Source organism: Nonomuraea sp. NPDC003804, from assembly GCF_040610675.1.
Taxonomy (GTDB): domain Bacteria; phylum Actinomycetota; class Actinomycetes; order Streptosporangiales; family Streptosporangiaceae; genus Nonomuraea.
In genome coordinates this window covers 1-24,933 of the sequence record NZ_JBEXMT010000048.1, presented here as the reverse complement: position 1 = coordinate 24,933, position 24,933 = coordinate 1, and the positions used below count along the sequence as shown (strand labels likewise).

General features: G+C 73.4%; 18 protein-coding genes and 1 pseudogene. 1 reads left to right on the top strand and 18 read right to left on the bottom strand.

All coding sequences use genetic code 11. From position 1 onward, the window contains the following. Window position 1: 1 nt before the first annotated feature. The 10 genes and pseudogenes from ABZX22_RS41950 to ABZX22_RS41905 form a co-directional block, all read right to left on the bottom strand. Window positions 2-235: a gas vesicle protein gene (locus tag ABZX22_RS41950; protein WP_354921815.1), complete on the bottom strand. Its 234-nt coding sequence runs from the start codon at window positions 233-235 to the stop codon at window positions 2-4. Continuing rightward, on the bottom strand, window positions 225-1,049 hold the full coding sequence (locus tag ABZX22_RS41945; protein ID WP_354921812.1) for a GvpL/GvpF family gas vesicle protein: 825 nt from the start codon (window positions 1,047-1,049) through the stop codon (window positions 225-227). Before ABZX22_RS41945 ends, ABZX22_RS41950 begins: the two co-directional genes overlap by 11 nt. Then, a complete protein-coding gene (gene gvpJ, locus ABZX22_RS41940) occupies window positions 1,018-1,398 on the bottom strand; it encodes a gas vesicle protein GvpJ (RefSeq protein WP_354921886.1) in 381 nt (126 codons plus the stop codon). The genes ABZX22_RS41945 and gvpJ (ABZX22_RS41940) overlap by 32 nt, the downstream gene beginning before the upstream one ends. Before the next feature lie 37 nt (window positions 1,399-1,435). Further along, complete coding sequence (gvpO, locus tag ABZX22_RS41935; protein ID WP_354921810.1) at window positions 1,436-1,801, bottom strand: gas vesicle protein GvpO; 366 nt, start codon at window positions 1,799-1,801, stop codon at window positions 1,436-1,438. Continuing rightward, complete coding sequence (locus ABZX22_RS41930) at window positions 1,782-2,039, bottom strand: gas vesicle protein GvpG (RefSeq protein ID WP_354921807.1); 258 nt, start codon at window positions 2,037-2,039, stop codon at window positions 1,782-1,784. Before ABZX22_RS41930 ends, gvpO begins: the two co-directional genes overlap by 20 nt. Then, window positions 2,039-2,830, bottom strand: coding sequence for a GvpL/GvpF family gas vesicle protein (locus tag ABZX22_RS41925; RefSeq protein ID WP_354921804.1), 792 nt, complete (start codon window positions 2,828-2,830; stop codon window positions 2,039-2,041). Before ABZX22_RS41925 ends, ABZX22_RS41930 begins: the two co-directional genes overlap by 1 nt. Before the next feature lie 259 nt (window positions 2,831-3,089). After that, a pseudogene (gene gvpJ / locus ABZX22_RS41920) lies at window positions 3,090-3,293 on the bottom strand (gas vesicle protein GvpJ); the annotation flags it as partial. 35 nt (window positions 3,294-3,328) lie between these two features. Beyond that, a complete protein-coding gene (locus tag ABZX22_RS41915; protein ID WP_354921801.1) occupies window positions 3,329-4,525 on the bottom strand; it encodes an SRPBCC family protein in 1,197 nt (398 codons plus the stop codon). Between the two features lie 5 nt (window positions 4,526-4,530). Further along, window positions 4,531-5,142 (bottom strand): hypothetical protein, encoded by a 612-nt coding sequence (locus ABZX22_RS41910; RefSeq protein ID WP_354921798.1) that lies wholly within the window; start codon window positions 5,140-5,142, stop codon window positions 4,531-4,533. Window positions 5,143-5,409: 267 nt separating this feature from the next. Beyond that, the gene (locus ABZX22_RS41905; protein WP_354921795.1) at window positions 5,410-6,540 is read right to left on the bottom strand and encodes an FAD-dependent monooxygenase; all 1,131 of its coding nucleotides are present in this window, start codon (window positions 6,538-6,540) and stop codon (window positions 5,410-5,412) included. Between the two features lie 62 nt (window positions 6,541-6,602). On the opposite strand from ABZX22_RS41905, the gene ABZX22_RS41900 reads away from it, so the two are divergent. Beyond that, window positions 6,603-7,055, top strand: coding sequence for a MarR family transcriptional regulator (locus ABZX22_RS41900; RefSeq protein ID WP_354921792.1), 453 nt, complete (start codon window positions 6,603-6,605; stop codon window positions 7,053-7,055). 181 nt (window positions 7,056-7,236) lie between these two features. Here the strand turns inward: ABZX22_RS41900 and ABZX22_RS41895 are convergent, their stop codons facing one another. From ABZX22_RS41895 to ABZX22_RS41860, 8 genes are all read right to left on the bottom strand, one after another. After that, window positions 7,237-9,039 carry an AMP-binding protein gene (locus tag ABZX22_RS41895; RefSeq protein ID WP_354921789.1) on the bottom strand — a complete coding sequence of 601 codons (1,803 nt, stop codon included), beginning with the start codon at window positions 9,037-9,039 and terminating at the stop codon, window positions 7,237-7,239. 4 nt (window positions 9,040-9,043) lie between these two features. Next, complete coding sequence (locus ABZX22_RS41890) at window positions 9,044-14,335, bottom strand: SDR family NAD(P)-dependent oxidoreductase (protein WP_354921786.1); 5,292 nt, start codon at window positions 14,333-14,335, stop codon at window positions 9,044-9,046. Beyond that, window positions 14,332-17,721, bottom strand: a complete 3,390-nt coding sequence (locus tag ABZX22_RS41885; RefSeq protein ID WP_354921783.1) for an amino acid adenylation domain-containing protein — start codon at window positions 17,719-17,721, stop codon at window positions 14,332-14,334. Before ABZX22_RS41885 ends, ABZX22_RS41890 begins: the two co-directional genes overlap by 4 nt. Continuing rightward, window positions 17,718-20,042 (bottom strand): lantibiotic dehydratase, encoded by a 2,325-nt coding sequence (locus tag ABZX22_RS41880; RefSeq protein ID WP_354921780.1) that lies wholly within the window; start codon window positions 20,040-20,042, stop codon window positions 17,718-17,720. Before ABZX22_RS41880 ends, ABZX22_RS41885 begins: the two co-directional genes overlap by 4 nt. Next, window positions 20,039-20,770, bottom strand: coding sequence for a thioesterase domain-containing protein (locus tag ABZX22_RS41875; protein WP_354921777.1), 732 nt, complete (start codon window positions 20,768-20,770; stop codon window positions 20,039-20,041). The genes ABZX22_RS41880 and ABZX22_RS41875 overlap by 4 nt, the downstream gene beginning before the upstream one ends. Then, the gene (locus ABZX22_RS41870) at window positions 20,767-22,458 is read right to left on the bottom strand and encodes a beta-ketoacyl synthase N-terminal-like domain-containing protein (RefSeq protein ID WP_354921774.1); all 1,692 of its coding nucleotides are present in this window, start codon (window positions 22,456-22,458) and stop codon (window positions 20,767-20,769) included. Before ABZX22_RS41870 ends, ABZX22_RS41875 begins: the two co-directional genes overlap by 4 nt. Further along, window positions 22,458-23,792: a DUF6002 family protein gene (locus tag ABZX22_RS41865; RefSeq protein WP_354921771.1), complete on the bottom strand. Its 1,335-nt coding sequence runs from the start codon at window positions 23,790-23,792 to the stop codon at window positions 22,458-22,460. Before ABZX22_RS41865 ends, ABZX22_RS41870 begins: the two co-directional genes overlap by 1 nt. 16 nt (window positions 23,793-23,808) lie before the next feature. Next, window positions 23,809-24,933: hypothetical protein (locus tag ABZX22_RS41860; protein WP_354921768.1), on the bottom strand; the 1,125-nt coding region annotated here is incomplete at its 5' end.

Genomic DNA, 24,933 nt, shown 5'->3' with positions numbered 1-24,933 from the left:
CTCACCTCCAGCCGGTGTCGTCGCCCGCCGTCGTGTCGCACTCCCGCACGGACATGATCAACGCCCTCACGGAGATCCGGACGAGGTCGATGTCGGCGATGGACAGGACCAGGTCGCCGCTCACGACCACCCCGCCGGCCAGCAGCCGGTCCAGCAGGTCGACCAGCGCCACCCGTTCGGGGGGAAGACGGCCCTCCCTGGCCAGCCGGGCACCGCGCGGCTCCTCAAGCGTCACCGAGCACCTCCGGCTCCGCCGGATCGGCCAGATCGGTGAAGGAGTAGGGCGCCCAGGGACCGGTCAGCTCGACGTCCACACCCTGCCCGCGCAACCCCTCGACGGCGCGGGTGAACTCGCCGGCGCGGTCCCGCTCGACGAGGTAGGCGCCGTTGAGGATCATGAGCTCGCTGCGGCCCGACAGCTGCGGGTCCTGGGCGCGGTGCCGCCGGCTCCCGATGGCGAGGGACGAGAGCGCCTCGTGGATCTCCTCCGCGCGCGCGGCGGCCTTGCGCCACGACTCCTCGCGACCGCGAATGCTCTGCCGGCGCCGCCTGAGGTAGGCCGCTCCCGGGCCGCCCGCCTGCACCGTCTCCTCCTCGGGGGGAGCGGCGGCGGACAGGTCGACGTAGGCCTTCACGCCCCACTCCTGCCGGTCGGCGATGCGGGCGAGCACCTCCACGAAGTCGTCGTGCCTGCGGCTGAGGAGCTGCCTGATCTGGTCGTCGCCGCTGTAGACGGTGACCAGCCGGACCGGCGCGGCCGGGCAGCCCTCCGCGACCGCCTCCACGACGTGATGGTGGGCCCTCGCGGTCCGGCCGAGCCAGTCGAGGTCCTCCATCGACCGCCGCAGCGGCTCCGCCCCGAACAGGCTCAGCGGGACGGTGCTCACGTATGCCGCCAGTCCGGCGTGCGCGACGGCCCGCACCGGCGTGCCGGCCACACCGACCAGGCCCTCAGGCACCTTGAGACCGAGGTCGCGGGTCACGGCGTAGAGGTAGGTCCCCGTGTCACGCAGGGTGTCATTCGGTGTCTCGTTGGCTGTGTCGTTCACGCTGCTCGTCCGATCGTCCGGCCCGCAGGGACTGGCGCTCCTCTCGGCCCGCGCCCAGGGACTCGCGCTCCTCCAGCGCCTCGAGCCTGGCGCGCAGCCTGCGGTTCTCCTCCAGGAGGCCCCGGCTGTCGCCCGTGAGCCATGGGTCGTGCTCCCACCAGTCGATACCCATCTCCCTGGCCGTGTCGACGGAGGCGATCACCAGCCGCAACTTGATCGTGAGCAGTTCGATGTCCAGCAGGTTCACCCGGATGTCGCCCGCGATCACCACCCCCCTGTCGAGCACGCGCTCCAGGATGTCGCCGAGGTTGGCGGGCTCGCGCCCGCCCTGTCGCGCGGGAGAGGACATCGGTCGTACGGCAGGCGCGGAACGCGGATCGGTCATGTCATGACTCCTCGTACGGTCTGTCGCCTGTGCCCCGCCGGTACCGTCCCTTCCTCCGGTAGGCGAGAAGGTTGCCCTCCTCGTCGAGGTCCACCTCGTAGAGGGCCAGGATGTCGCCGGCCGAGGGGATGCGGCGGTCCTCGACGACCTCGACCTCCACCACCCAGCCGTCCTCCGCCGGTTCCACCATCGTGACGCCCTCGGCTTCTCGCGCGGTCAGGTCGATGATGTGGCGCAGGCCGGCCTGGCCCGCCGACACGGCCGTCATGTCACCTGTACGGCGCGGGGCAGGCCGGTCGTTCCGGTCTTCCTCGGGACGTGCGACCCTGCGCTTGGCAGGCACGAAGTCACCTCCCCTCCGTGTCATCGGGCAGGTCGGTGGCCTGGCCGGTGATCCGTAGCAGGACCCGCTCCATGGCCTCCTCCGCCTCCTCCTCGGAGATCTCGCCGGCGTCCCTGGCCTTCTCGATCTCCTCGAGCTCGCGCTTGGCCACTGCGGGGTCGTAGAGCTGGCGGTCCGCCTCGTCCCGCAGCACCTCCGCGAGCTTGATCAGTCCTTTGAGCGGCGCGAGCGGAAGGCCCACGATCATGGTGAGCAGTCCCATCACCCACCGCCCTGGCCGCCGCTCACCACGAAGTCGTAGGGCGCCATCGGCCCGAGCAGGCGCAGCTCGACCCGCCCGGCCCATTGCCGTCCGAGCTCCTCCACGGCCTGCGCCAGCTCGCCCTCGCGGTCGGTATCGACGAGGAGCGCCACGTTCATGGCGTCCAGCTCGTGTGACGGCTCCCGGACGGACGACATGACGACGACCGTCTTGACGGCTTCGAGCAGCGCCGCGGTGTCCGCTTCGCGCTTGGCGGCGACCGCCGTGTTGATCAGCTCGCCGAGCTGGATGCGCTGGTCCCGCGTGGCGTCCTCCGGCAGGCCGTGGATCTCCTCCCGGAGCCGCTCGATCGCGGGGTTCTCCTCGAGCACCTCGCCGAGCACCGTCTCCTCGGCGTAGCGCCCCTTCACGGCGAACTGCGCGCGCCCCTCCAGCTCCCGCAGCGCGGCGGCGAACTCGTCGTGATAGGGAGCCAGCAGTTCCTCGACCGCCGCGTCGCAGGTCGCCAGCACGGCGCCGAAGCGGATCGGCAGCACCGGCACCTCGGCGGCGGTCGCGTCGAGCAGCTGCTCGTGCGCGCGCAGGTCGTCGGGGGTGCCGAGCGGGCGGTCGAGGGTGATCTCGCTCACCAGCGCGGCCAGGTCGCCGTGCCGTACCGTGCGTATCCGCGCCTCCGCCACGCCCTGGGCCTCCGGGTCGACCTCCACGTCCGCGGGCACGATGCCGTAGAGGTAGCACCCGGTCTTCTGCTCGGTGGCGGGCTGTTCGGTCGTCTCGGTGGTCTGGCCCATGTCAGCCCTCCTCCTTCTTGCTCCCGCGCGACCGGGCAGGCTCCCGCTCCTCGTCGCGGTCGCCGATCAGGTCCTCCAGCCTCTTGCCGGCGGCCTCCAGCGAGGGGCGCTCGTCGTCCTCGGACGGCACCTGCTCCGCCTGCACCTGTTCGGCCTGGATCTGCTCCGCCGCCGCTTGCTGGTCCCCGCCCCCCGTCACGCTCTGCACGACCTCCGGAAGCCCAGGTTTCCTGGACTTGGTGAGATCCAGCCGATCCGTCGCCTCGGCGAAACGCAGATACGTGTCGACGCTCGCCACGACGATCCGCGCGTCGATGCTCAGGATCTCGATGCCGATCAGCGAGACGCTGACGTAGGCGTCGATGACGAGCCCTTTGTCGAGGATCGTGTCGACGACATCGGCCAGACTCGTTCCGGAGGGACGGCTGGTCACCCCGCCGCCTCCCGCAGGCTGCACCGTCATGCCCTGCCTCTTCCTTGGTGGTCGTTGCCGGCCCGTCACCTGGTGCGCGTCGAGCCCGTCCTTCTGCGCGCCGGGGAGGACGGCTGGTCCTCCGCGGCCTCGCGGCGCCGCCGTACCGGACTCGCGGCGCCCGCTCCCGTCGACCGCTCCCTGGCGACGGCGGGCCGGGAAGCCTCCTCGGGCTCCTCTTCCTCCTCCTCAGCGGTCTCCCGCTGGGGTCCTTCCTCTTCTTCCTCCTCCTCTTCCTCGGGTTCCTCCTCCGGCTGTTCCTCCTCGGCCCTCTCGTCCTCGCGCTCTTCCTCAGGCTCTTCCTCGGGCTGCTCCGCGGGTTTCTCCTCGGCCCTCTCGTCCGCGGGCTGCTCCCGCTCCTGCTCCTCCTGGAGCGCCGTCTCGTGGTCCTTCACCACCTCGCCGTCGTGGATCTCGCCACGCCAGCCGTCGTCGGCCATCTCCTCGGGGTGCAGCATCGTCTGCGTCATGACGTGCCGGACGAAGTGCTTGAGCTCCAGCCGTGCCCGCCGCCCCTGCGCGCGCCACATGTTCCCGACCCGCTCGACCACGCCCTGCGGGTGGTACTCGAGGACGAGCACCACGCGGGTGAGATCAGGGGTGAGCGCGTGGAAGGTCACCGCGCCGTCGACATATCCCTTGTTTCCCTCCGAACGCCAGATGATCAGCTTGTCGGGCACCTGCTCGATCACCTTGGCCTGCCACGTCCGATGCGACCAGAAGATCTGCGCCTTCCAGCTCACCTGCTCCTCGGACTCCTGCTCGACGCTCTCGACCTTCTTCATGAAGCCGGGGAAGTCCTGGAAGCGCGTCCACTGGTTGTAGACGACGCGCACGGGAGCGCCGACGTCGACGGATTCGACGATGTTGGTCATCTTGGGCTTGGCGCTCTTCTGGCCCGCCTTCCCGAGCTTCTGCCTCACGCCCCCGAGCTTCTGGCCCGTGCTCCCGATGCCGCCCTTGACGGCCTCAGTCGCCTTGGCCAGCCCGGAACCGCCGGGTTCCGACCCGGTGATGGCGCTGATCAGGCTGGTTCCGCCCCCCGCCGCGAAGTCGGTCAGCCGGCCGGCCATGCCCTCGACCTTGCCGGTCAGGGAAAGCAGCGCCCGCTCGGCCATGGCCTGGACGAGGTTCTGCATCTCCTGGGCGAGCCGGTCCGTGGGCACGGCCTGCGCGATCTTCTCCGCCACCTTCTCGGTGACTGCTGTCTTCGGCGCGGCCATCGACGTCACCTCCGCGTCCTGGAGACCGGCCGGACGGGACGCTGACGCCTCGGCGGTGGTGTGGGCTCCTCCTCAGGAGGCTCTTGTTCCTCCTCGTCGTAGGGCTCCTCGACGTAGTCGTACTCGTCCTCGTCGTACTGGCCTTCCTCGTCGCCCTCCGGGCCGCCCCGGCCGCCCGCGCCACGGTCCGTTGTCTCCTCCGTGCCGCGGCTCCTGCCCGCTCCGCCGGCGGTCCGCTCGCCTTCTCCGTCGCCGGTCTGCTCCTCGGCACCGGCCTGCTCGTCGGCGCCCCTGCCGCCGCCGGGCTGCCGCAGGGATTCGGCGCGGTCGTGCAGGCGCGAGCTCAACGAGTCGATCTGCCTGCTGGTCGCGGCCACCGCCGCGGCCTTGCCGACCTCCACCAGCTCGCCCCGCAGGCGTCCGGTCAGCTGTTGCAACTCGGGGCTTTCGCCGAGCAGCTTGCTTCCCAGCTGGAGCAGTCCGCCGCCGCCCTCACCCCGAGTCATCCCGCTCGCCAGCCCGGCGGCCGCCAGCGCCATGGCCAGCCCCAGCTTGTGCCGCCGACCGAGGTAGTAGCCGGCGATCACAGCCAGCGCTACCCGTGTTCGGTCCTTCATGATGAGCGCTCCTTGCCGTTCCTGCCTCGACCTCGACCACCCGGCAGGGCCGCACCGGCGAAGCATCCGCTCGAACGGCGATCTGCTCCTGGAGGCGCCTCTCCCGAGCCGTGAATCGGTCCCCCTTCTGCCCCGAAAATCTGACAAACACGCATATAGCCGAAAAAGAGGTACAAACTTGACGATCGCTATCCGGGCTGGTGGGGGCCGGACACCGGCAGGTTCGTCGCGGAAGGGGTGGGCGGCACGGCGCGACCGGCGGCCGCGTCAGGCGGATCGGACGGCAGGCGTGGTGAGGCGGTTGCTGAAGCGGGCGAGCATTCCCGTCTGGGACGTTTCCGGGATCAGCCGGCCGAGCAGCGGCGGGATGCGCCAGTTGGCGGGGTTGCGCTTGGCCAGCCTGGACACCAGGGAGATGTGCGGGTAGCGGGCCTTCTCGTAGGCGCGCAGCCGTACCGCCGGGTCGCCGCCCCTGGCGAGCTCGCGGCCGAGCACCCACGCGTCCTCGAGGGTCTGGTTGGCGCCCTGTCCCAGGGTGGGCGGCATGGTGTGGGCGGCGTCGCCGACCAGGGTGATGCGGCCCTCTCCCCACACCGGGCGGACCTTGTTCCAGTGGTGGCCGAAGAACTCGAGGTCGTCCTCGGTGGCGGCGGCGAGCACCTCGGGGACGGGCGAGGCCCACCGCCCGAACCGGCGCCGCAGCTCGGCCAGCGGGGCGGCGGGCCGGGGGTCGGTGGGTGACCACCGCACGTCGAACCACCACTGCAGCAAACCGTCGCCGGCGGGCATGAGCCCGCACGCGCCCTCCGGCCCGGTGATCATGAGATGGCGGTGCGTGCCGGTGAGGTCGATGTCGATCGGGCTGAGGCCCTGCCACGTGCCGAAGGTGGCAGGCTGGACCGAGCCGTCGCCCCACAGGTGGCGCCGGACGGCCGAGTGGTGGCCGTCGGCTCCGACGAGCAGGTCTCCCGTGGCCGTCGACCCGTCGCTGAAGGTCACCGTGACCCGGTCGTCGTCCTGGCTCACGCCCTGGCAGCTCGTGCCGTAGCGGACGAGGTCGTCGGGCAGCCCGTCACCCAGGCGTTCCAGCAGGTGCCGGCGGGGGATCGCCTGGGTGGCGAAGCCGAAGCGGCCGGCCGCGTGGGCGATGTCCATGCTGGTGCGCAGCCGCCCGTCGTCGGTCATCGCGTCGATCCTGTCGATGCGGGCGCCGACGCCGTCCAGGCTGATGCCGAGATCGTTGAGGACGGCATTGCCGTTGCTCCAGACGAGCAGCGCCTTACCTCCTGTCCGCCGGGCCGGAGCCTGCTCGTAAACCCGCACGCGGTGCCCGGCGGCCAGTAATGCGCGGGACACCGCGAGTCCGCCCACGCCGGCGCCGATGACAAGGATCTCCATATCTCCTCCAAATCGGAGTATCTCCGATATGAAGATATATCGCCGTGAAGTAGGTTGTGAAAGTGGCCCACAAACACCCGGGAGAGGCCGGGTTCCGCGAGTTCCTGATCGCGGTCCTCCTGCACAACGAGGCGGTCGCCGAACGGCTCGGCCTGCAACCGGCCGACGTCGCCGCCCTCATGCTGCTGGAGACGCGCGGACCGCTCGCCGTGGGGGCGATCTCCGATGAGCTCGGGCTGCCGTCCGCCTCGACCACCCGGTTGATCGACAGGCTGGAGAAGGCCGGCTACGCGCGCCGGGTGCGCGGGGAACGTGACCGGCGTACGGTCACCGTCGAACTGGTCGAGGGCGGCATGGACGATTACGACGCCGCCTGCGCGTCGTCCAGGCGCCACCTGGAGGCGGTCAGCCTGGACTACCGGCCGGAACAGGTCGGAGTACTGCTGGACATGTTCGGCCGCGTCGCCCAGGGCTATCGAGCGGCCGCCAAGGAACTGCGAGAGGGCGCGTCCTGAACGCCTGCCCGTCCTGACGGCCCTTTCCTCGCGCGCGGGCGGGCAGGAGCCGCAGCCCCTCCAGGTGACGGGTGGGCCCGAAACCCGGGCCCGAAATTCGGGCCCGAAGGCCCCGGTCCGGAGGCCCGGAACCCGGGTCCGGAGGCCCGGGACCCGGGGACGCGTCGCCCTGGTGGGCTGATCAGGACCGGCGGCGCCGGCGGCGCAGGGCCGCGCGGACGGCGGGGGCGTCGCTCGGCGCGCCCGCCTCGGCCGCCCGCTCGTCCCCTGACGCGAGGTGGCGCGCGAGGGACTCGACGGTGGCATGGGCGTAGAGGGTGGTCAGCGGGACGCGCCGGCCCAGGACGCTTTCGAGCCGCTGCTGGACCTTCGCCATGAGCAGCGAGTGCCCTCCCTGGTCGAAGAACGACCGCTCCCAGTCGACCTCCCGCAGGTCGAGCACGGCGCCCCAGGCGCCCGCGATCTGGGTGGCGAGCTCGGCCACGGGCCGCGGCAGGCTCGCCGTTCGCACGGGGGCGGGTCCGGGGCTCGGGTCCGGCAGGGCGGCGGTGTCGATCTTCCCGGTCGGGGTCAGGGGCAGGGTGTCGACCTGGACGATCACGGAGGGAACCATGAAGTCGGGCAACTCCTCGGCCAGCCGCTCGCGCAGCCCGGCGGCGTCGGCGCCCAGGACGTAGGCCACGATCTGGGGCTCGCCCCTGACCTCACGGGTGACGACGGCGGCCCGGGGCACCAGCGTGGCCAGCACGGCTTCGACCTCGCCCAGCTCGACGCGGTGGCCGCGGATCTTGACCTGCCGGTCGAGCCGGCCCAGGTAGGCGAGGCGGCCGTCGGGAAGCCACCGCCCGAGGTCGCCGGTGCGGTAGTACCGCATGCCGTCCGGATCGACGCCGAACCTGGCCTGGTCCCGCTCCGAGGCGCCCAGGTAGCCGGCCAGGTACCGGCTGCGGATGACGATCTCGCCCTCCGCCGGGTCCGGTTGCGGGGCGCGGAGCTCGATCTCCACACCGTCCAGGGGCCGCCCGACGGGCACGACCGGGTCGTCGCCCAGGCCGGCGGCCGTCAGGTGGTTCTGCGCGACGAAGGAGATCTCGGTGGCCCCGTAACCGTTGACGAAGACGCAGGAGTCGGGGAAATGCCGCCGGAAGCGGTCGAGGTCGTGGCGGACGACCTCCTCGCCGCCCAGCACGACGACCCGGATGTCCGGCAGCACCTCGTCCGGGGAAAGGGAGTCGAGCAGATACCGGTAAACGGTCGGCGTCGAATGGTAGATCGTGACCGATCCGCTGACGAGGGCTTCCCGCAGCCGTCCCAGCCCGTGCAGCCGGAGGTCGACCGGCACCACGGCGGCTCCGTTGAGCAGCGCGGAGAAGCCGTCCGTCACGGCCATGTCGTAGCTGAAGGAGGAGACGACACTGATCCGGTCGGAGGGCCCGATACGCAGGTTGTTGGTGTGCGTCCGGATCTGGAACAACGCTCCCCGGTGGCTCTGCACGACCCCCTTGGGCCGGCCCGTGGACCCTGAGGTGAACAGGATGTACGCCGGCGCGTCCGGGTCCACGGCGACGGGCCGGAAGCCCGGCGCCGGCGGCACCGAGGTGAGGTCGACGAGGTCGCCGTCCAGCAGGTCCTTGTGCTCGGGCAGGGTCACGACCAGCTCCGGCCGGGCCAGCTCGGCCATGCGCTCCAGGCGTGCCCGCGGGTAGGCCGGATCGAGGGGCACGTAGGTGGCGCCGGCCGTGAGCACCCCCAGGATGGCGGCCACCATCCTGGGGCCGTGACCGACCAGGAGCCCGACCCGGGAGGCCCCGTGCACGGCCGCGGCCACGGCCTGGACCTCCCGGGCGAGCTCGGCGTAGGTGAGCGGTCCCTCCTCGCCGAGCACCGCGACCCGGTCGGGATGTTCGGCGACGACGGCCCAGAACCGGGCGGCGATGGACTCCTCGAGCCAGTCCGCCCGGAACTCGCGATGCTCGGCGCGCATCGGGCTACCTTCCTCGCGACACGCGCGGGATCGTGGTGGACGCGGGGGCCTCGGCGGCCTGCTGCTCCGCGCGGACCTGCTCGACCCTGGCGGCCATCTGGCGCACGGACGGGGCCTCGAAGAGCGTGCGCATCGGCAGCTTGACGCCGACCGCGGCCCGAGCCTGCGCGATCAGCTGGACGGCGATGAGCGAGTTGCCGCCGAGTTCGAAGAAGTCGTCGTCGGCGCCCACCTCGGGCACGCCCAGGATCTCGCTCCACACGCGGGCCAGCGCGGCCTCCACCTCGCCTTCCGGCGCGACGAAGTCCTCGGTCCTGGCCGCCGGGGCCTTGGCTTCGAGGCTCTCGCGGGTCAGCCGCTCCCGCCGGGTGATCTCGGCGAGCGAGGTCGCGCTGATGACGACCTGCGAACCCAGCTCGGCCGCGGCCAGCACGCGGAAGAACGCCTCGGCGCCGTCGGCGGGGCGGATGCCGGCGCCGGGCTGCGGGTCCCCGGCGCTCAGCGAGCCCGTCACCGCCGAGGCGTCGATGCGCCGCAGCACGAACTCCTCGATCTCCACGAGCACCGTGCCCGACTCGTCCATCAGGGTCAGGTCGGCGGTGACGACCTCGGCGCCGCCGTCGCCCCTGCGCTTCAGGTGGCTGTAGAAGCGGTCCGGCAGCGGCGACCTGACCAGCAGCCGCCCGTAGCTCAGCGGTAGGTAGGCGCCGCCGCCGTTGCCCCGGCCGAAGGACGTGGCCACGTCGAGGAGCGCGGGATGCAGGCCCCAGCGGCCGACCTCCTCCGCGACCTGCTCGGTGCCCTCGACGAAGGCGAGTTCCTCCTCCTCGGCCCGCCAGACCAGCTCGGGCGAGCGCCAGCGCGGACCGAAGGTCAGCACTCCCGCGTACTCGCCGTCCTGCTCGGCCACCGGCTCCATCCTGGCCTTCACCTCCGCCACGTCCACGGCCGCGGCGGGCGCGGGCCGTACCCATGCCGCCGCGCCCTGGGTGTGCAGCCGCCCGCCCGCGCGCACCTCGAAGGCCGTGCCGTCGGGGCCGTCGGGGAAGGCGACGACGAGCTCGGTGGTGGTGTCGTCGGGTACGGCGAGCGGCTCGAGGAAGACCACGTCGCGCAGTTCCACCGCGTGGCCCTCGCCCGGTGCCGGCACGACGGCCGCGAAGGCGGCCCGCGCGCATTCCAGCTGTCCGGTCGCCGGCAGCACCGGCACGCCGCCGATGCGGTGCTCGTCCAGCACCCAGTGGCTGTCGGCGGCCAGCGGCCCCGACGCCCTGCCGTCGGTACGGCTGCGCACGACCGGATGGTCGACGGGCGTGCCCCCTGCGACGGCGGCGGTGAGGCCGGTCGCGCCGCCGGTGAGCCCGGTGGCGTTGGCGGCCATGCCCACTTCGAGCCACGCGCCCCAGTTGAGGCTCAGGACGCGGGTGCCGTGGGCGGCGCGGGCGCGGGCGTCCAGGTACGCGTTCGCCGCGCAGTAGTCGACCTGCCCGAACCCGCCGCTGACGCTGGTGACCGAGGAGCACAGGGCGACGAAGTCCAGCCCCAGGTCGCCGAAGACGTCGAGCAGCGCGACGGTGCCGGCCAGCTTGGGGTCGAGGACGGCCTGCGCCACGGCCCGCTCCTTGATCTCGGCCATGCCGCCGCCCGGCAGGCCAGCGGCGTGCACGATGCCGTGCAGCCCGCCGTAGGTGGCCACCACCTCGTCCCTGACCTCGCGCAACCGGGCGGGGTCGGTGACGTCCGCGGCCAGGACGGTCACCTTGCCGCCCGCCTGCTCGATCCGTGTGATCGCGAGTGCGGCCCTCGGCGTCACCGTGCCGCCGCGGCCGAGCAGCACCACTCGGGCCCGCAGCCGGGTGCCGAGGTGCTCGGCGAGCGTGAGGCCGATGCCGCCCAGCCCGCCGGTGATCAGGTAGACGCCCTCCTCGCGCAGCCCCGAGTGGCCCGCGCCGCCGGCCAGCCGGACCGGCTGGAACTCGCGGACCCACCGGCGCCCGCCCCGCAGGGCCAGCACGTCGCCCGCCGGTTCCCTGCGCAGCTCGGCCAGGGCGCTCCCGGCGGGGGTGCCGCCGCGTCCGAGCTCGTCGGGCTCGAGGTCGAGGTGGCGCACCCGCAGGCCGTCGACCTCCAGCGGGACGACCCGGGCGATGCCCGCGACGAGCGCGTACTCAGGCCGGGTCACGTCGGCGCCGCCCAGCGGGTCCTCGGTGCCCGTGGTGAGCACGTCGAGGTGGACTCCGTCGGCCCGCTGCTCGGCGGCCAGCGCCTGGACGAGGGAGAGCAGGCTGAAGAAGCCGTGCTCCTGCGCCTGCGCGGGGTCGCTGTCCAGGGCCCAGGCGTGCACGACGCGCGAGGGCAGGGAGTCGCCGAGCGCCGCGACGAGGGCGTCGTAGTCGGCGCGCTCGCCGGGACGCACGGTGAACTCGCCGCCGCCCGCGTACTCCGTGCCGGGGCGGACCGTCACCACCTCGCCGCCCTCGGCCAGGATCGCCGCCACCAGCTCCTCGCCGCGCCTGCCGCTCACGAAGGCCAGGCAGCGGGTGATCGGCTCGCCGAGTGTGGAAGGCGCGAGCTGCTGCCACGCCGGGACCTCGAACCAGTCCTCCAGCGCCCGCGGGCCGGACGGCTGCGCGGCGGGCGTGGCCCTGCCCTCGCCCGGCGGGACGAACCGGTACTCCCGCTCGTAGGGGTAGCCGGGCAACGGCACCCTGCGGCCGGCCTCCTGGCCGTCCGCCATGGTGACCGGCACTCCCGCCGACCACAGCCGGGCGGCGGAGCCGTACAGGACGTGCAGGTCGCCGGTGCCCTCGGCGGGGCCGGGCAGGCTGGCGAGCGGCGGGAGCGCGTCCTTGGCGCCGCGCAGCTGCATGCGGGCGAGCCCGGTCAGCTGCTTGCCCGGCCCGCACTCCAGCATCACCCAGTCCTTCTCGGCCACCAGCCGGGCGACGCAGTCGCCGAAGCGCACCGGGCGGCGGATGTGCCCGGCCCAGTAGGCGGGGTCGACGGCCTGCTCGGCGGTGATCCAGTCGCCGGTCACGTTCGACAGGAACGGCAGGCGGGGCTCCTGGCGCGGCACGGACGCCACGAGGGCCTCGAAGTCGGCCAGGATGGGGTCCATCATCGGGGAGTGGAAGGCGTGCGAGGTGCGCAGCCGGGTGGCCTTGACGCCCTTGCCGTCGAGCAGTTCGGCGAACGCGGTGATCGCCTCGTCCGTCCCGGCGACCACGCAGGTGCCCGGGCCGTTCACGGTGGCGATGCTCACCCCGTCGACGAGCAGCTCGGCGATCTCCTGCTCGTCCTTCATCACCGCGAGCATCGAACCCGAGGGCATCGACTGCATCAGCCGCCCGCGGGCGGTCACCAGGCGCAGCGCGTCGGGCAGGGTGAACACCCCGGCGAGCGTGGCGGCGACGTACTCCCCGACGGAGTGCCCGATCATGCCCGAGGGCCGGACGCCGCGCTCCTGCCAGAGCCTGGCCAGCGCGTACTCCACGGTGAACAGCGCGGGCTGGGTGAAGCGGGTCTCGCGCAGCTTGTCGTCGCCGCCCTCGGCGAACATCAGCTGCCTGATGTCCTCGCCGAGCTCGGCGCGCAGCAGCTCCGCGCACTCGTCCACGGCGGCGGCGAAGGACGGCTCGGCCGCGTAGAGCGCGGCTCCCATGCCCGCGTACTGCGCGCCCTGCCCGGAGAACAGGAAGGCCACCTTGGGCGGGGCCCCGACGGCCGACCCGGCAGGGTGACGCTTGCGGTCGGTCAGCGCGCTCACCGCGCCCGCCACGTCGTCGGCGACCACGGCGACACGATGCCGCTGTTCCGGCCGGCCCACCCGCAGCGTGTGGGCGACGTCGGCGAGCGAGAGCTCGGGGTGCTCGTTGAGGTGGTCGGCCAGCTGGGCGCGCATCGCCTCCAGCGCGCTCTCCGTCCGGGCCGAGAGTCGCAGCAGGTGCGGGCCGTCAGCGCGCGTGGCGGCGGCGGCCGGCGGAGCCTGCTGGAGGATCACGTGGGCGTTGGTGCCGCCGATGCCGAAGGAGCTCACCGCCGCCCGGCGCGGGTCGGCCTCGTCGCCCTCCCACTTCGACGGGGCGGAGACCACGTAGAAGGGGCTGGAGTCGAAGTCGATGGCCGGGTTGGGCCGCTCGAAGTTGATGCTGGGCGGGATCAGCCCGTGCTCCATCGCGAGCACCGTCTTGATCACGCCGACCACGCCGGAGGCCTGGCTGAGGTGGCCGATGTTGGACTTCACCGAGCCGATGCCGCACCAGCCGCGATCGTCGGTGTCGCGCCGGTAGACCTCGCTCAGGGCGGCCACCTCGATGGGGTCGCCGAGGGCGGTGCCGGTGCCGTGCGCCTCCACGTAGCTGATGGTGCGCGGATCCACCCCGGCCACGCCGAGCGCCTCCACGATCACCTCGGTCTGGCCCGCGTGGCTCGGCGCGGAGAAGCCGATCTTGTTGCTGCCGTCGTTGTTGACGGCGTTCCCCAGGACCAGGGCGCGGATGTGGTCGCCGTCGGCCAGCGCGTCCTCCAGGCGCTTGACCACGATCACGCCGACGCCGCTGCCCCAGATGGTGCCGTCGGCGCGGGCGTCGAACGGCTTGACGTGCCCGTCGGAGGAGGTGAAACCCTCCATGGCCGGGTATCCGACGCCGTGCGGCAGCTCCACGCAGACCCCGCCGGCCAGTGCCATGTCGCATTCCCCGCCGCGCAGCGACTCGCACGCCAGGTGCAGGGCGACCAGCGAGGACGAGCAGGCGGTGGTCACGGTCATGGCCGGCCCGCGCAGGTTCAGCCGGTAGGAGACCGTGGTGGCGACGTAGTCGATGTTGTTGCCGATCGACATGCCGAGCTTGAGCGCGTTGCTGTCCAGGTCGGGGTTGGTCTGCAGGTTGAGCCACTGGTACTGGCTGGGCCCCGAGCCGCCGTAGACGCCGATGGCGCCGTCGTAGGTGGTCGGGTCGTAGCCGGCGTCCTGCAGCGCGGCGTGCGCCTGCTCCAGGAAGACCCGCTGCTGCGGGTCGGCCAGCTCAGCCTCGCGGGCGCTCATGCCGAACAGACGGTGGTCGAAGCCCTCCATGTCGATCATGATGGGCGCGGCCCTGACGAAGGAGGTGCTGGCCAGCTGCTCCGGGGTCGCCCCTCTGGCGAGCTGCTCCTCGTCGGTGAAGAAGGTCACCGATTCCACCCCGTCGACCAGGTTGCGCCAGAACTGGTCGAGGTCGTTGGCGCCCGGCACACGGGCGCTCATGCCGATGATGGCGATGGGCTCGGCGCCCGAGTCGTTCGACAACTCTGTCACTGTCTCCTCCTGCGCTTGTCCCGCAGCTGGCGGCGTGTGTCGGCACGCCGGTCGGCGCGGCTCAGTTCCGGATTCGCGGCCTCGCCGTCGAGGTGGGCGGCCAGCGCGCGTACGGTCGGGTAGCGGAACAGGTCGACGACCGTCACCTGTCGCCCGGTCAGGGCGGCCAGCCGGTCCCGGACCACGACGACGGCCATGGAGGTGCCGCCGACGTCGAAGAAGTTGTCGGTCGCGGTCACCTCGGCCCGGCCGAGCACGTCCCGCCAGATCCCGGCCAGCAGCCGCTCGGTGTCGGTGACGGGCTCCGCGCGAGCCCCTGCCGCCACGGGCTCGGCTCGTACGGCGTCGGCCGGGTCGTCGGCCACCCCCCGCGCGAGCACGTCGACGCCCCTCAGCTCGAAGCCGGCCGCGGGGGCGCCGGGGTCGGCCACGGCCTGGTCGAGCAGGTCGGCGAACGCCCGCAGCAGCAGCTCGATGCGTTCGGCGGCGTAGAGGTCGGTGTTGTAGACGATGTCCACCGCGTAGCGCCCGTCCCGCTCCACGACGTAGACCGTCAGGTCGAACGGGGAGCCGGCGGGCGCGGGCACGATGCCGGTGGAGCTCAGCCCCTTCAGCTCCAGCCGCGGCTCGGGGAAGTTGTAGACGTTGAAGAGCACCTGCACCAGCGGGGCCCGGCTCGGCTCACGCCGTACCGCCAGGGCGCCGACGATGTCCTCGATGGCGGCGCCGGGCCTGGCCAGCGCGTCGATGACCGCGTCCGAGCAGCCACGCACCCGCTCGGCGAAGGTGGCCGACCCGGCCGAACGCAACCGGATCGGCACGATGTCGACGAAGAACCCGATCAGGTCCTGGAACGCCTCGTGCCTGCGGTCCGCCGCCGGGGTGCCGACCACGATGTCGTCGCGGCCGGTGATGCGCCGGACCAGTTCGGCGAAGGCGGCCAGCAGCACGCTCGGGGTGGTGGTGCCCAGGCGTACCGCCAGCGCGCGGATGCCGGCGGTGGTCTCCGGCGTCAGCGCTGCCGTGGCCAGGGCCCCTGCATGGCTCTGCACGTCGGGCCGCGGGTTGTCCCTGGGCAGGTCGAGCGTCGTGGGGGCGTCGGACAGCGACCGGGTCCACCAGGCCAGGTCCTGCTCGGCCCGCCTGCTGTTCCGCTCCGCGCGCCACGCGGCGTAGTCGGAGAAGGTGGTCCGGGGTTCGGCCAGGACCTCGCCGACGTAGGCACGGGCCAGATCGTCGAAGAAGGGCCGCTGCGACCAGCCGTCGAAGACCGCGTGCTGGAAGGTCACCGACAGCACGTGGTCGTCCGGGCCGAGCCTGGCCAGTCTGGCCTGCCACAGCGGGCCGCGGGCCAGGTCGAAGCGATGGGCGGCGGCACCGTCCAGCCAGGCGCGGAGCCGCTGCGCCTGGCCCTGGAAGTCGCCGTCCAGGGCCTCGACCTCCAGGTGCACGGGTTCGGGCGCGGACACCTCCACGCGGGGCACGCCGCCGGCGTCGGGCACCCGCCAGCGCAGCACCTCGTGCCGCGCGGCCACGGCGGACAGCGCCCGCTCCAGCGCCGACACGTCGAGCGTTCCGCGCAGGCGCTCGGCGACCGCGATGTTGTAGGCGACGTTGCCGGGGGAGAGCCGCTCGAGGAACCACAGCCGCCGCTGCGACGCGGTCAGCGCGGGCGAGCTGCCGGAGGGCAGCCGCTCGGCCGCGGGCGGCGCGCCGTCCACCCGTGCCGCAAGCGCGCCGAGGGTGCGCGCGGCGAAGACGTCCTCCACCGCCAGCTCCCGCCCCAACGCCTCGCGCAGGCCGCTGACCAGGCGCATGGCGCTGATGGAATGCCCGCCGGAGGCGAAGAAGTCGTCCTCCAGCCCCGGGGTCCGGCCGAGCACCCGCGACCAGACCTCGGCCACCGCGCGCTCGGTCGGCGATTGCGGCGGTGTGCCCCCGCCCGCGGGCGGCGCGTCGGGCAGCAGCGCCAGCAACGCCTGGATGTCGACCTTGCCCGACGACGACATCGGCAGGCTCGGCAGGACGAGCACCTCGGCCGGCACCATCACCTCGGGCAGCCGCTCCGCGCAGTGCTCCCGCAGCAGGCCAGGACTCGCGCCGTCAGCGGTGCAGAAGGCCACCAGCTGGAGCCCGCCCGGCCCCTCGACGGCCTCCACCACGGCGTGCCCGACCTGCGGGTGGCCGCGCAGCACGGTCTCCACCTCGCCGATCTCCACGCGCTGCCCGCGGATCTTGACCTGGCGGTCGGTCCTGCCCAGGAACAGCAGGTTCCCGTCGGGCTGGCGCACCACCAGGTCGCCGGTCCGGTAGAGCCGCTCACCGCCGCCGCCGAACGGGTCGGGCAGGAAACGCTCGGCGGTCAGCCCTGGCCGGCCCAGGTACCCCCGGGCCAGACCCACCCCGCCGATCAGCAGCTCGCCGGGCAGGCCCGCCGGGACCTCCCGCAGCTCCTCGTCCACGACGTGCGCGCGGTGCCCGCCCTGGGCGACGCCGATCGGCAGCGGCCGGTCCCAGCTCCCCTCGGCCTCGAAGACGGTGACCGCCACCGTCGTCTCGGTGGGCCCGTAGTAATTGAGGAAGCGCGCGCCTGACCAGCGTTCCACCTGCTCCGGCCCCGGCGCCTCGGCCCCGGTGACCAGGGTCCGCCACTCGGGCAGACGTGCCGGCTCCAGCACGGGCAGCAGGGAGACCGGCACGACGCCTGTCGTGATGCGATGCTCCTCGCAGAAGCGCTGCAGCCGTACGGGGTCGCGCCGGTCCGCCTCGTCCACCAGCATGACGGTGGCGCCGGCGCCCAGGTGCACGAACAGGTCGTGCACCGACACGTCGAAACCGAGCGAGGCGAAGGCGAAGCCGCGCGCGTGCTCGTCGAGGCCCATCAGTTCGATCTGCCTGGTGGCGTACGCGTGCGCGCTCCGATGGCTGATCACCACCCCCTTGGGCGTGCCGGTGGATCCCGAGGTGTGCAGCACGTAGGCCGCGTTGTCGGGCAGCGCGGGGCAGCGCCCCGGCGCGGCGGGCGGACCCTCCACCGGGACCACCCGCACCCCGTCGAACAGGCCGGCGGTGGACTCGTCGACCACGACGACGTCGAGGCCCGCGCTCCGGATGATCTGCTCCCGGCGAGCGGCGGGGCCGTCGGGGTCGAGCGGCACGTACGCGCCCCCGGCCAGCAGTACGCCGAGCACCCCGGCGACCATGCTGGGCGTGCGCCGCAGGCACACCCCCACCAGTCGTTCCGGCCCCATGTCCGGCAGCCGGGCGGCCAGACCGCCCGCCTGCTCGGCCAGCTCGCCGTAGGTGAGCACGTCCTGCCACTGCCGTACGGCCGGCGCCCACGGGCGGCGCGCGGCGTGGGCCAGCACCAGATCGGGCAGCGTCATCCCGCGCCTCCAGGAAGGGGATCGACCATGTGCATGCGCAGTTCGGTGAAGTAGCGGCGGCCCTCGGCGTCGAGCAGCCACGTCTGGTCGGGGGTGGGCAGCATCTCCGAGACCACCAGCCGCACGTCCTGCCCGGCGGTGAGGCGCGCCGAGCGCACCATCGAGCAGAGCAGGTCGGCGAAGACCGGGCTGGTGAGGTCGACGTACAGCGGCTTGATCTCCGTGGACAGCTTGACGAAGACCCGTTCGGGCAGGCCGAGCTCGCGCCGCCAGCGGCGTACGGCCAGGTAGCGGGCGCGCTCGCCGCCGACGTCGGTCAGCCCCGTCGCGTCGGCGGTGGTCCGCCAGGTCCGGCGGGCCACCACCAGCCGGTCGATGGTGATCCTCGGGGTGTGCTGGTTCGGTCCGGCCCCGACCAGCTTGAAGCCGTCCACCGCGTGCATGGACAGCAGTTGCGAGAAGACCTCCAGCAGCGGCCGGCTCCGGCCGTCGGGGGCGGTGGCGACCAGTTCCCCGTCCGCCTCGCCGACCAGGACGCCCGTGGCGGGCATGAGCCGGTCGGGGTCCGCGCCGGGGGCGGCGGTCCAGGCCAGCTCGCTGTCGGTCGGGTGATCCAGCGAGTACGACACGCGGCCGGTGTAGCGCGGCCAGTCCACCGGGTAGAGCGGCCTGACCCGGTCCGTTCCCAGGTCCTCGGCCAGCGCGTCGCGCAGGGCGCCGGAGTCGGGGTGGGCGAGAGTGAAGACGGAGCAGTCGAAGGTCGCCCAGGCCGCGTGCATCTCGCCCATGACCACCAGGTAGTCGCCGCGGTTGACCGCCTCGACGCTGTCGGCGCAGATCTGCAGGTCGGGGCTGTGCAGCCGGCCGGCGGACCAGCCGGGGCCGGTGGCGGCGAACGCGTCGGAGGCGGCCAGCTCGCGGGTGCTGAAGGTCAGCTCGGCGGTCTCCGGCGCCACGCTGTCCAGGCCGAACAGCTCCGCCCAGCGGCGGGCGAACTCCTCGGCTATGGCGTCGACGGGTCTGGGCCCGGAGCCGAACAACATGCCCTGGGCGAGGTACCACAGGTCGGACAGCAGTACCGGGCCGTCGGCGCGCAGTTCCTCGTACAGGTCCCGCAGCGCCTGGCCGTAGGCCGCGGCCAGCTCGGCCGTCAGCCACCGGGCGGCCCCGAGCATCAGCGCCAGCGGCTCGGCGATGCCGTCGAGCAGCGGCCCGCCCACGCTCACGGTCACGTCGCGCGTGGTGTCCTCGTAGACGAGACCGCGGCCGGCATACGTCTGGCCGGTCCTGCGGACCGAGCCGGCACCGGTGACCTCGGTGAACACCGTGCTGAGCGCGTCCAGGGCGGCCAGCAGGGCGTCCGGGTCGCCGGCGGCGCGCGCGACCTCCCGCCTGGCCGACGCGAGCCGCTCCAGCCCCGCCTGGGCCCGCTCGCGCGCGGGCGCGTCCTCGATGCCGGACAGCAGCAGCCGCAGGCGCTCCTCGGCGTGCGGGGACTGCGGCAGGTCGCCCTGCCAGGTCAGCAGGCCGCGCTCGACCAGGAGGTCCAGCAGCAGGTAGGCGTCGCCTTCGGTGCGGATGCCGGCCTGCCCCGCCACCTCGCCGGCCACGTCCACCGCCCGGCGCCTGCCGTCGCACCGGGACAGCAGCAGAGCCTCGGCGGCCGACACCGGGACGGGCGGGTGCGCCGGCCGCCGTACCTGGCGGCCGTCCAAGGTCAGCTGGGGCTGCAGGGCGGGCGGCAGCCAGCGGCGCACCGCCGGGTCCTCGGCCAGCTTCGCCGCGTACGCGCGCAGCGCCCAGTCCTCGAAGAAGACGCGCCGCTCCGACAGCAGCCGCTCGCCGGGCCGCACGCTCAGCGCGGGCTCGTCCTGCGTGCACCGCACCCAGGTCACCGGCCCGAAGAAGCCCACGGTCTCGTTCTTGGCGCTGTAACGCTGCCAGTACTTGACGGCGATGCGCTCGCGTTCGCGCCGCCTGCTGTCGCGACGCTGATCGGCCCCGCCCCGCGCCAGGGCGTCCAGCGCGACCAGGGCGCCCCTGTTCTGCCAGGTGATCGCCTCGCGGAAGAGCGGATCGGCGGCGATCTCGCTCAGTTCCCTCGCGACGTCGTGGCAGGCCTCCGCGAGGACCTTGTCGAAGTCGGCGTCCCCGAGCTCGCCCGAGAGCAGCGCGTCGGCCGCCCGCCCGCAGTCGGGGGCGGCCAGCCGGTCCAGGCCGTCGGCCGGGAAGCCGGTGCTGCGCAGCAGCGCCTCGCGCCACACCCACCAGCCGGTCTCGCCGAGCGGCATGCGGTGTCCACCCGTGCCGGTTCCGCTCATCCCCGCACCCTGTCCAAGATGTGATCCCGCCGCTCGCGCAGGAAGAAGTGGCCGCCCGGCTGGACGCTGAGGGTGAATCCGGCGCTCGTGTGCCTGGACCAGCCCCGCATGGCCGCGACGGAGACCGACTTGTCCTCGGCTCCGGCGAAGGCCTCGATGGGCACCCCGATCGGTGGTCCCGGCTCGTAGACGTACTCGTGCAGCCAGGTGAAGTCCGCCCGCAGCACCGGCAGCACGAGTTCGCGCAGCTCCGGTTCGGCCAGCAGCTCCTCCGGCAGACCGCCGAGCTCGATGAGCCTGCCGAGCAGTTCCTCGTCGGACACCTCCGACAGCGCCGCCAGCGGTTCCACGAGGTCCGGGGGCCGGCACGCGCCGAGGTACAGCCGCCGCGGCAGCCGCTCGCCCCGCCTGGTCAGCTCGCGGATCACCTCGAAGCCCAGCCTGCCGCCCATGGAGTGCCCGTAGAAGGCGTACGGGCGGTCGGCCCGGGCCGAGACGGCGTCGGCCAGCTCCGCGATGTCGAGGTCGAAGGGTTCGGAGAAGCGGCCTTCCCGTCCGGGGAGGACCACGGGTAACACCTCGAGCTCCGGTCCGGCCGCCGCGGCCCAGCCCTGGAAGGCTCCCGCCCCCGCGCCGGCCCACGGCAGGCAGAACAGCTGCCTGGGCGCCGTGGGCCGGGGCTGCGGGGTGGAGAACCAGCGGTCGAGCGAGCTGGTGTCGGGTCTCATGATCGGACCTCCTCCCGTTGGAACGGATAGGCCGGTAGCGAGACGATGCGGCCGCCCGGCGGCGGCCAGGCGGGCCCGCCGCCGTTCACCCAGGCGGCGGCCGCCCGCAGCAGGTCCTCGGGAGCGTCGTACGGCAGGCCGCCGCGTCCCCCTGCCGGGTCGTGCGGCGGGGTGACAGGTTCGGCCAGATCGCGCAACCCGGCGACGGCCTGGGTCAGGTCACGGCAGACGATCGCCGCCCGGCACGCGAAGGCACGCCGTCCGGCGGTCAGCGTGTGGGCGACGTCGTCCAGGTCCGTGCCGGGAGCCGCCTCCAGGTGGTCGGCCAGCCGCGTGCGGGCCTGGCGCAGCGCCTCGGGCGTCCTGGCCGAGACGGGCAGGACACGCCAGCCGGCGGCGGCCGGGCGCGGCGGGCCGGCCGGGGCCTGCTCGACGATCACGTGCGCGTTGGTCCCGCCCAGGCCGAAGGAGCTGACCCCGGCCCGCCGGGTCTCCGCGTCCCACGCCACGTTCTTGACCGGCACGTAGAAGGGCAGCGAGGCGAAGTCGACGTCCGGATGGGGCCGCTCGAAGTGGAGGTTGGCCGGGATGACGCCGTGCCGTACCGCCAGCACGGCCTTGATCAGCCCGGCCGCGCCCGCCGCCGTGTCCAGGTTGCCGAGGTTGGTCTTGACCGACCCGAGGGCGACGGAGGCCGGCGGCAGCGGTTCGTCGGAGAAGGCCTGGGCCAGGGCGGTGAGCTCGATCGCGTCCCCGACCGCGGTGCCGCTGCCGTGCGCCTCGACGAAACCGATCGCGGCGGGCGGCAGGCCGGCGTCCGCCAGCGCCTCGGCCACCACTCTCGCCTGGCCCTCCAGCCCGGGGGCGGCGAACCCGGCCCTGCGGGCGCCGTCGTTGACCACCGCCCAGCCCCTGAGCACGGCGAGGACCCGGTCCTGGGCCTCGACCGCGTCCTCCAGGCGCTTGAGCGCCAGCACGGCCACGCCGCTGCTGTAGGCGCCGCCCTGGCCGGCGGCGTCGAAGGCGCGGCAGCGGCCGTCGGGCGAGACCAGGCCGCCGGGCGTGTGCAGGAACCGGGGCTCGGTGACGCTCACGCCGCCCGCGAGCGCCAGGTCGCAGCGGTAGTCGAGCAGGTGCTGGGCGGCCACGCACACCGCGGTGAGCGAACTGGAGCAGGCGGTCTGCACGGCCATCGCGGGGCCGGTCAGCCCCAGGCGGTAGGCCGTCTGGGCGGCCAGGTAGTCCGGCGCGAAACCGGGGACCAGCGGCTCGTCCGGGTCGCCGGTGAACTGCCGGTAGAGGAAATGCCTGTTGACCGAGGCTCCGCCGAAGACGCCGATCAGCCCGTCGAAGGCCGCCGGGTCGCAGCCCGCGTCCTCCAGGGCGGCCCAGGACTGCTCCAGGAAGAGCCGCTGCTGGGGGTCCATGGCGGCGGCCTCGTCCATCGGCATGCCGAAGAACTCGGCGTCGAACGCCGTCACATCGGGCAGCCGCCCGCCGGCCCGCACGTGCGCCGGGTCGGTCAGCAGGCGCTCGCCCACCCCGAGCGCGCGCAGCTCGGCCTCGGTGTGGTCGTGCACGGCGTCCACACCGTCGAGCAGGTTGCGCCAGAGCGAGGCCACGTCGGGAGCGCCGGGGAAGCGCCCGGCCATCCCGACGACGGCGATCGCGTCTTCAGGGAGCGACATCAGCGGCAGACCACCGCGGCGACGTCCTCGACGTTCGCCACCTCGGTCATCGCCTCGAGTTCGAGCGGCACGTACTCGGCCGAGGTGTAGCGGCCCGACCCGTGCACGACCACGTCCCGCCAGTCGTCGGCCAGGCCGCGGTCCACGGCGTTGAGCACGCCCGTCATGGCCATGACCAGGGACCATTCCCTGAGCTGCCGGAAGTCGGCGGGCAGCTCGCAGCCGGACCCGGCGAGCAGTTCGCGCACCTGCGGATAGCGGGCCACGCACTCGGCCAGCGAGACCACGATGCCGTCGCCGCCGGCCCGCTCGATGATCGCGTTCATCGCGGGGGACGTGGCGGGCCGGTGGGTGTAGAAGGTCGGGTCGAGCACCTCGTCGGGGTCGTAGGTCACCTGGGGGAAGCGCGGGTCGGACGACTGCCGGTAGAGCCCGTCGAGGGCCTGGTAGGCGGGCAGGTTGGCGCGTTCGAAGTCGCCGTGGCGCAGGTTGAGCACCATGTCGGGGGTGCCGAGATGCTGCACGAGCAGGCTGGCCGGCCGGTGCTCAGGGCGCGAGGCCCCGGAGTCCTCCAGCACGTCCCGGCCACGGTGGTAGCCGAGCAGGCCGAAGGCGCTGGACACCGCGTGCGCGTGCAGCCGGGGCCCCGTGACGGGGGCCGCCGCGTGTTCGAAGTACGCCCTCGCGGTGTCGGCCACCAGGTAGTTGGCCAGGTCCAGCGAGTACCACAGGTTCTCGCCCCTGGCCCGCAGGTCACCGGCGAACTTGTCGGCGAAGGCCCGGCCGAGCGCCTTGACCTGCTCAGGCTCGGGCCCGCTGTAGATCAGCATCGGGTTGAGCGCGCGCAGCGCGGGATCGGTGGACAGCCGGCTGGAGCGGAGCTTGGCCAGGCACGAGCGGGGCGCCAGGATCACCGTGCGCAGCTGGTCGGGCTCGACCAGGCCGGCCTCGATCGCGCGCAGCACCGCGTCGCGCAGCGCGACGCCCTTGTTGGCCGAGGTGGGCGAGAAGATCGTGACGGCTTCGCCGTACCGCCTGATGTACTCCACCGCGCGCGCGACGATCAGCAGCGAGGGGAAGGTCTTGGTGGTTCCCGTGGCGGGGTTGCCCGTGAGGTCGAGCAGGGTCAGCCGGTGCTCGCCGTACGCGCCGAGCGGCTGCCAGCGGGCGGTGGCCACGGACAGGAAACGTTCCACGTCCGCGTCGAGGGCGGGCAGGTGGTAGCCGGGGGAGAAGCCGGTGTCGGACCTGACCGGCTCCAGGTCGTCGACGCAGGCCGCGATCGAGGCGGGGAGGCGGTCGTAATAGTCGATAAGCAGGTTCGCTGCGTGCATCGTCGGGCGCACCTCGTTACGGGTTGTCGGCGGGGCTGGGTGAGTCTGCGGGCAGGTCGCGGAGCCGGTCCCGGAGCTGGGCGAACGCCTTGGTCACGGGCGCCAGGTCCGCGACGTGGAAGCCGTCGGCGAGATCGGGGGCGACCCGCGCCAGCTCCTGCTGGGCGGCAGGGCCGAAGGTGACGCGCGTCCCGTCCACGACCACCCCGTCCTGTACGGCGGAGCGCTGGTTGAACGCGACGGCGTCGGCACGGTCCACTCCGGGCGGCAGGCGCAGGCTCAGCCGGCCGGCCGCGAGCCGTACCGGGTAGCCGCCCGGCAGTCCGAGCGGGCCCGGCAGCGAGGTGTCCAGGTCGCCGCCGGTGAGCAGGCAGCCCAGCACGCGGGCGGCGGTCAGGCCGGTGACGTGGTTGAGCTCGGTTCGGGAGGTGGCCCGCTGGCCGGCCAGCAGCGTGCCGACGTCGGCGAGCGGGCGGCCCTGATGCCAGGCCCGCGCCTCGGTCTCGGGGGAGGCCGGGGCGTACAGGTGCGCGTGGTGTGCGAGCACCTGCAGCTCTCGCTGGTCGGGCAGGCCGAGGGCGGCCTGGAGGCTGGCGGCCAGCAGGCCGGCGTTGCCGATCCCGCACAGCACCTGGGTGCCGCCGGCGGCCAGCACGGGATTGACCGCGTCGGGGAAGCAGGCGTTGACGAACCACGAGCCGGGGCAGGCCGAGGCGAGCGCCTCGCCCGCGCGGACGGCGGACTCCGCCTGGAAGGGCAGCGTGAGCCCGAAACCTCCGCGCCGCAGCAGGGCGGTCCACGCCGAGGGCGAGCTGAGCGACTCCCAGGGGGACTGGCTGGAGGCGGCCAGCAGCACGCCCGCCGGAGCGGCGGCCGCCAGCGCCTCCGCGAGGGCGTCCTCGCTGGAAGGGTCCGCGGTCTGGGGGCGGAAGCTGACGCCGGTGCCGGACAGTGCGGCTCTGGCCATACCGACATGGCATAGATCGGCGGTACGGGCCGGGTCGCGCCCGATCACGGTGACATGGGCCGGCGGCCCGATCACGGCCAGGGCGTAGCAGACGGCTCTGGCCAGGCCGCCGGTGCCGATGACCGCCAGCGAGGGCCGGGTGGTCATGCCGTTCGGGTCGTCTGCAGGTAGGGG

What these genes read in the sequence shown, in the direction of transcription:
- ABZX22_RS41870 (WP_354921774.1), bottom strand. Translation starts at nt 22,458, where the DNA reads ATGTCGCTCCCTGAAGACGCGATCGCCGTCGTCGGGATGGCCGGGCGC.
- ABZX22_RS41880 (WP_354921780.1), bottom strand. Translation starts at nt 20,042, where the DNA reads ATGAGCGGAACCGGCACGGGTGGACACCGCATGCCGCTCGGCGAGACC.
- ABZX22_RS41895 (WP_354921789.1), bottom strand. Translation starts at nt 9,039, where the DNA reads ATGCGCGCCGAGCATCGCGAGTTCCGGGCGGACTGGCTCGAGGAGTCC.
- ABZX22_RS41885 (WP_354921783.1), bottom strand. Translation starts at nt 17,721, where the DNA reads ATGACGCTGCCCGATCTGGTGCTGGCCCACGCCGCGCGCCGCCCGTGG.
- gvpO (WP_354921810.1), bottom strand. Translation starts at nt 1,801, where the DNA reads ATGACACGGAGGGGAGGTGACTTCGTGCCTGCCAAGCGCAGGGTCGCA.
- ABZX22_RS41910 (WP_354921798.1), bottom strand. Translation starts at nt 5,142, where the DNA reads ATGAAGGACCGAACACGGGTAGCGCTGGCTGTGATCGCCGGCTACTAC.
- gvpJ (WP_354921886.1), bottom strand. Translation starts at nt 1,398, where the DNA reads ATGTCCTCTCCCGCGCGACAGGGCGGGCGCGAGCCCGCCAACCTCGGC.
- ABZX22_RS41905 (WP_354921795.1), bottom strand. Translation starts at nt 6,540, where the DNA reads ATGGAGATCCTTGTCATCGGCGCCGGCGTGGGCGGACTCGCGGTGTCC.
- ABZX22_RS41875 (WP_354921777.1), bottom strand. Translation starts at nt 20,770, where the DNA reads ATGAGACCCGACACCAGCTCGCTCGACCGCTGGTTCTCCACCCCGCAG.
- ABZX22_RS41915 (WP_354921801.1), bottom strand. Translation starts at nt 4,525, where the DNA reads ATGGCCGCGCCGAAGACAGCAGTCACCGAGAAGGTGGCGGAGAAGATC.
- ABZX22_RS41925 (WP_354921804.1), bottom strand. Translation starts at nt 2,830, where the DNA reads ATGGGCCAGACCACCGAGACGACCGAACAGCCCGCCACCGAGCAGAAG.
- ABZX22_RS41930 (WP_354921807.1), bottom strand. Translation starts at nt 2,039, where the DNA reads ATGGGACTGCTCACCATGATCGTGGGCCTTCCGCTCGCGCCGCTCAAA.
- ABZX22_RS41865 (WP_354921771.1), bottom strand. Translation starts at nt 23,792, where the DNA reads ATGCACGCAGCGAACCTGCTTATCGACTATTACGACCGCCTCCCCGCC.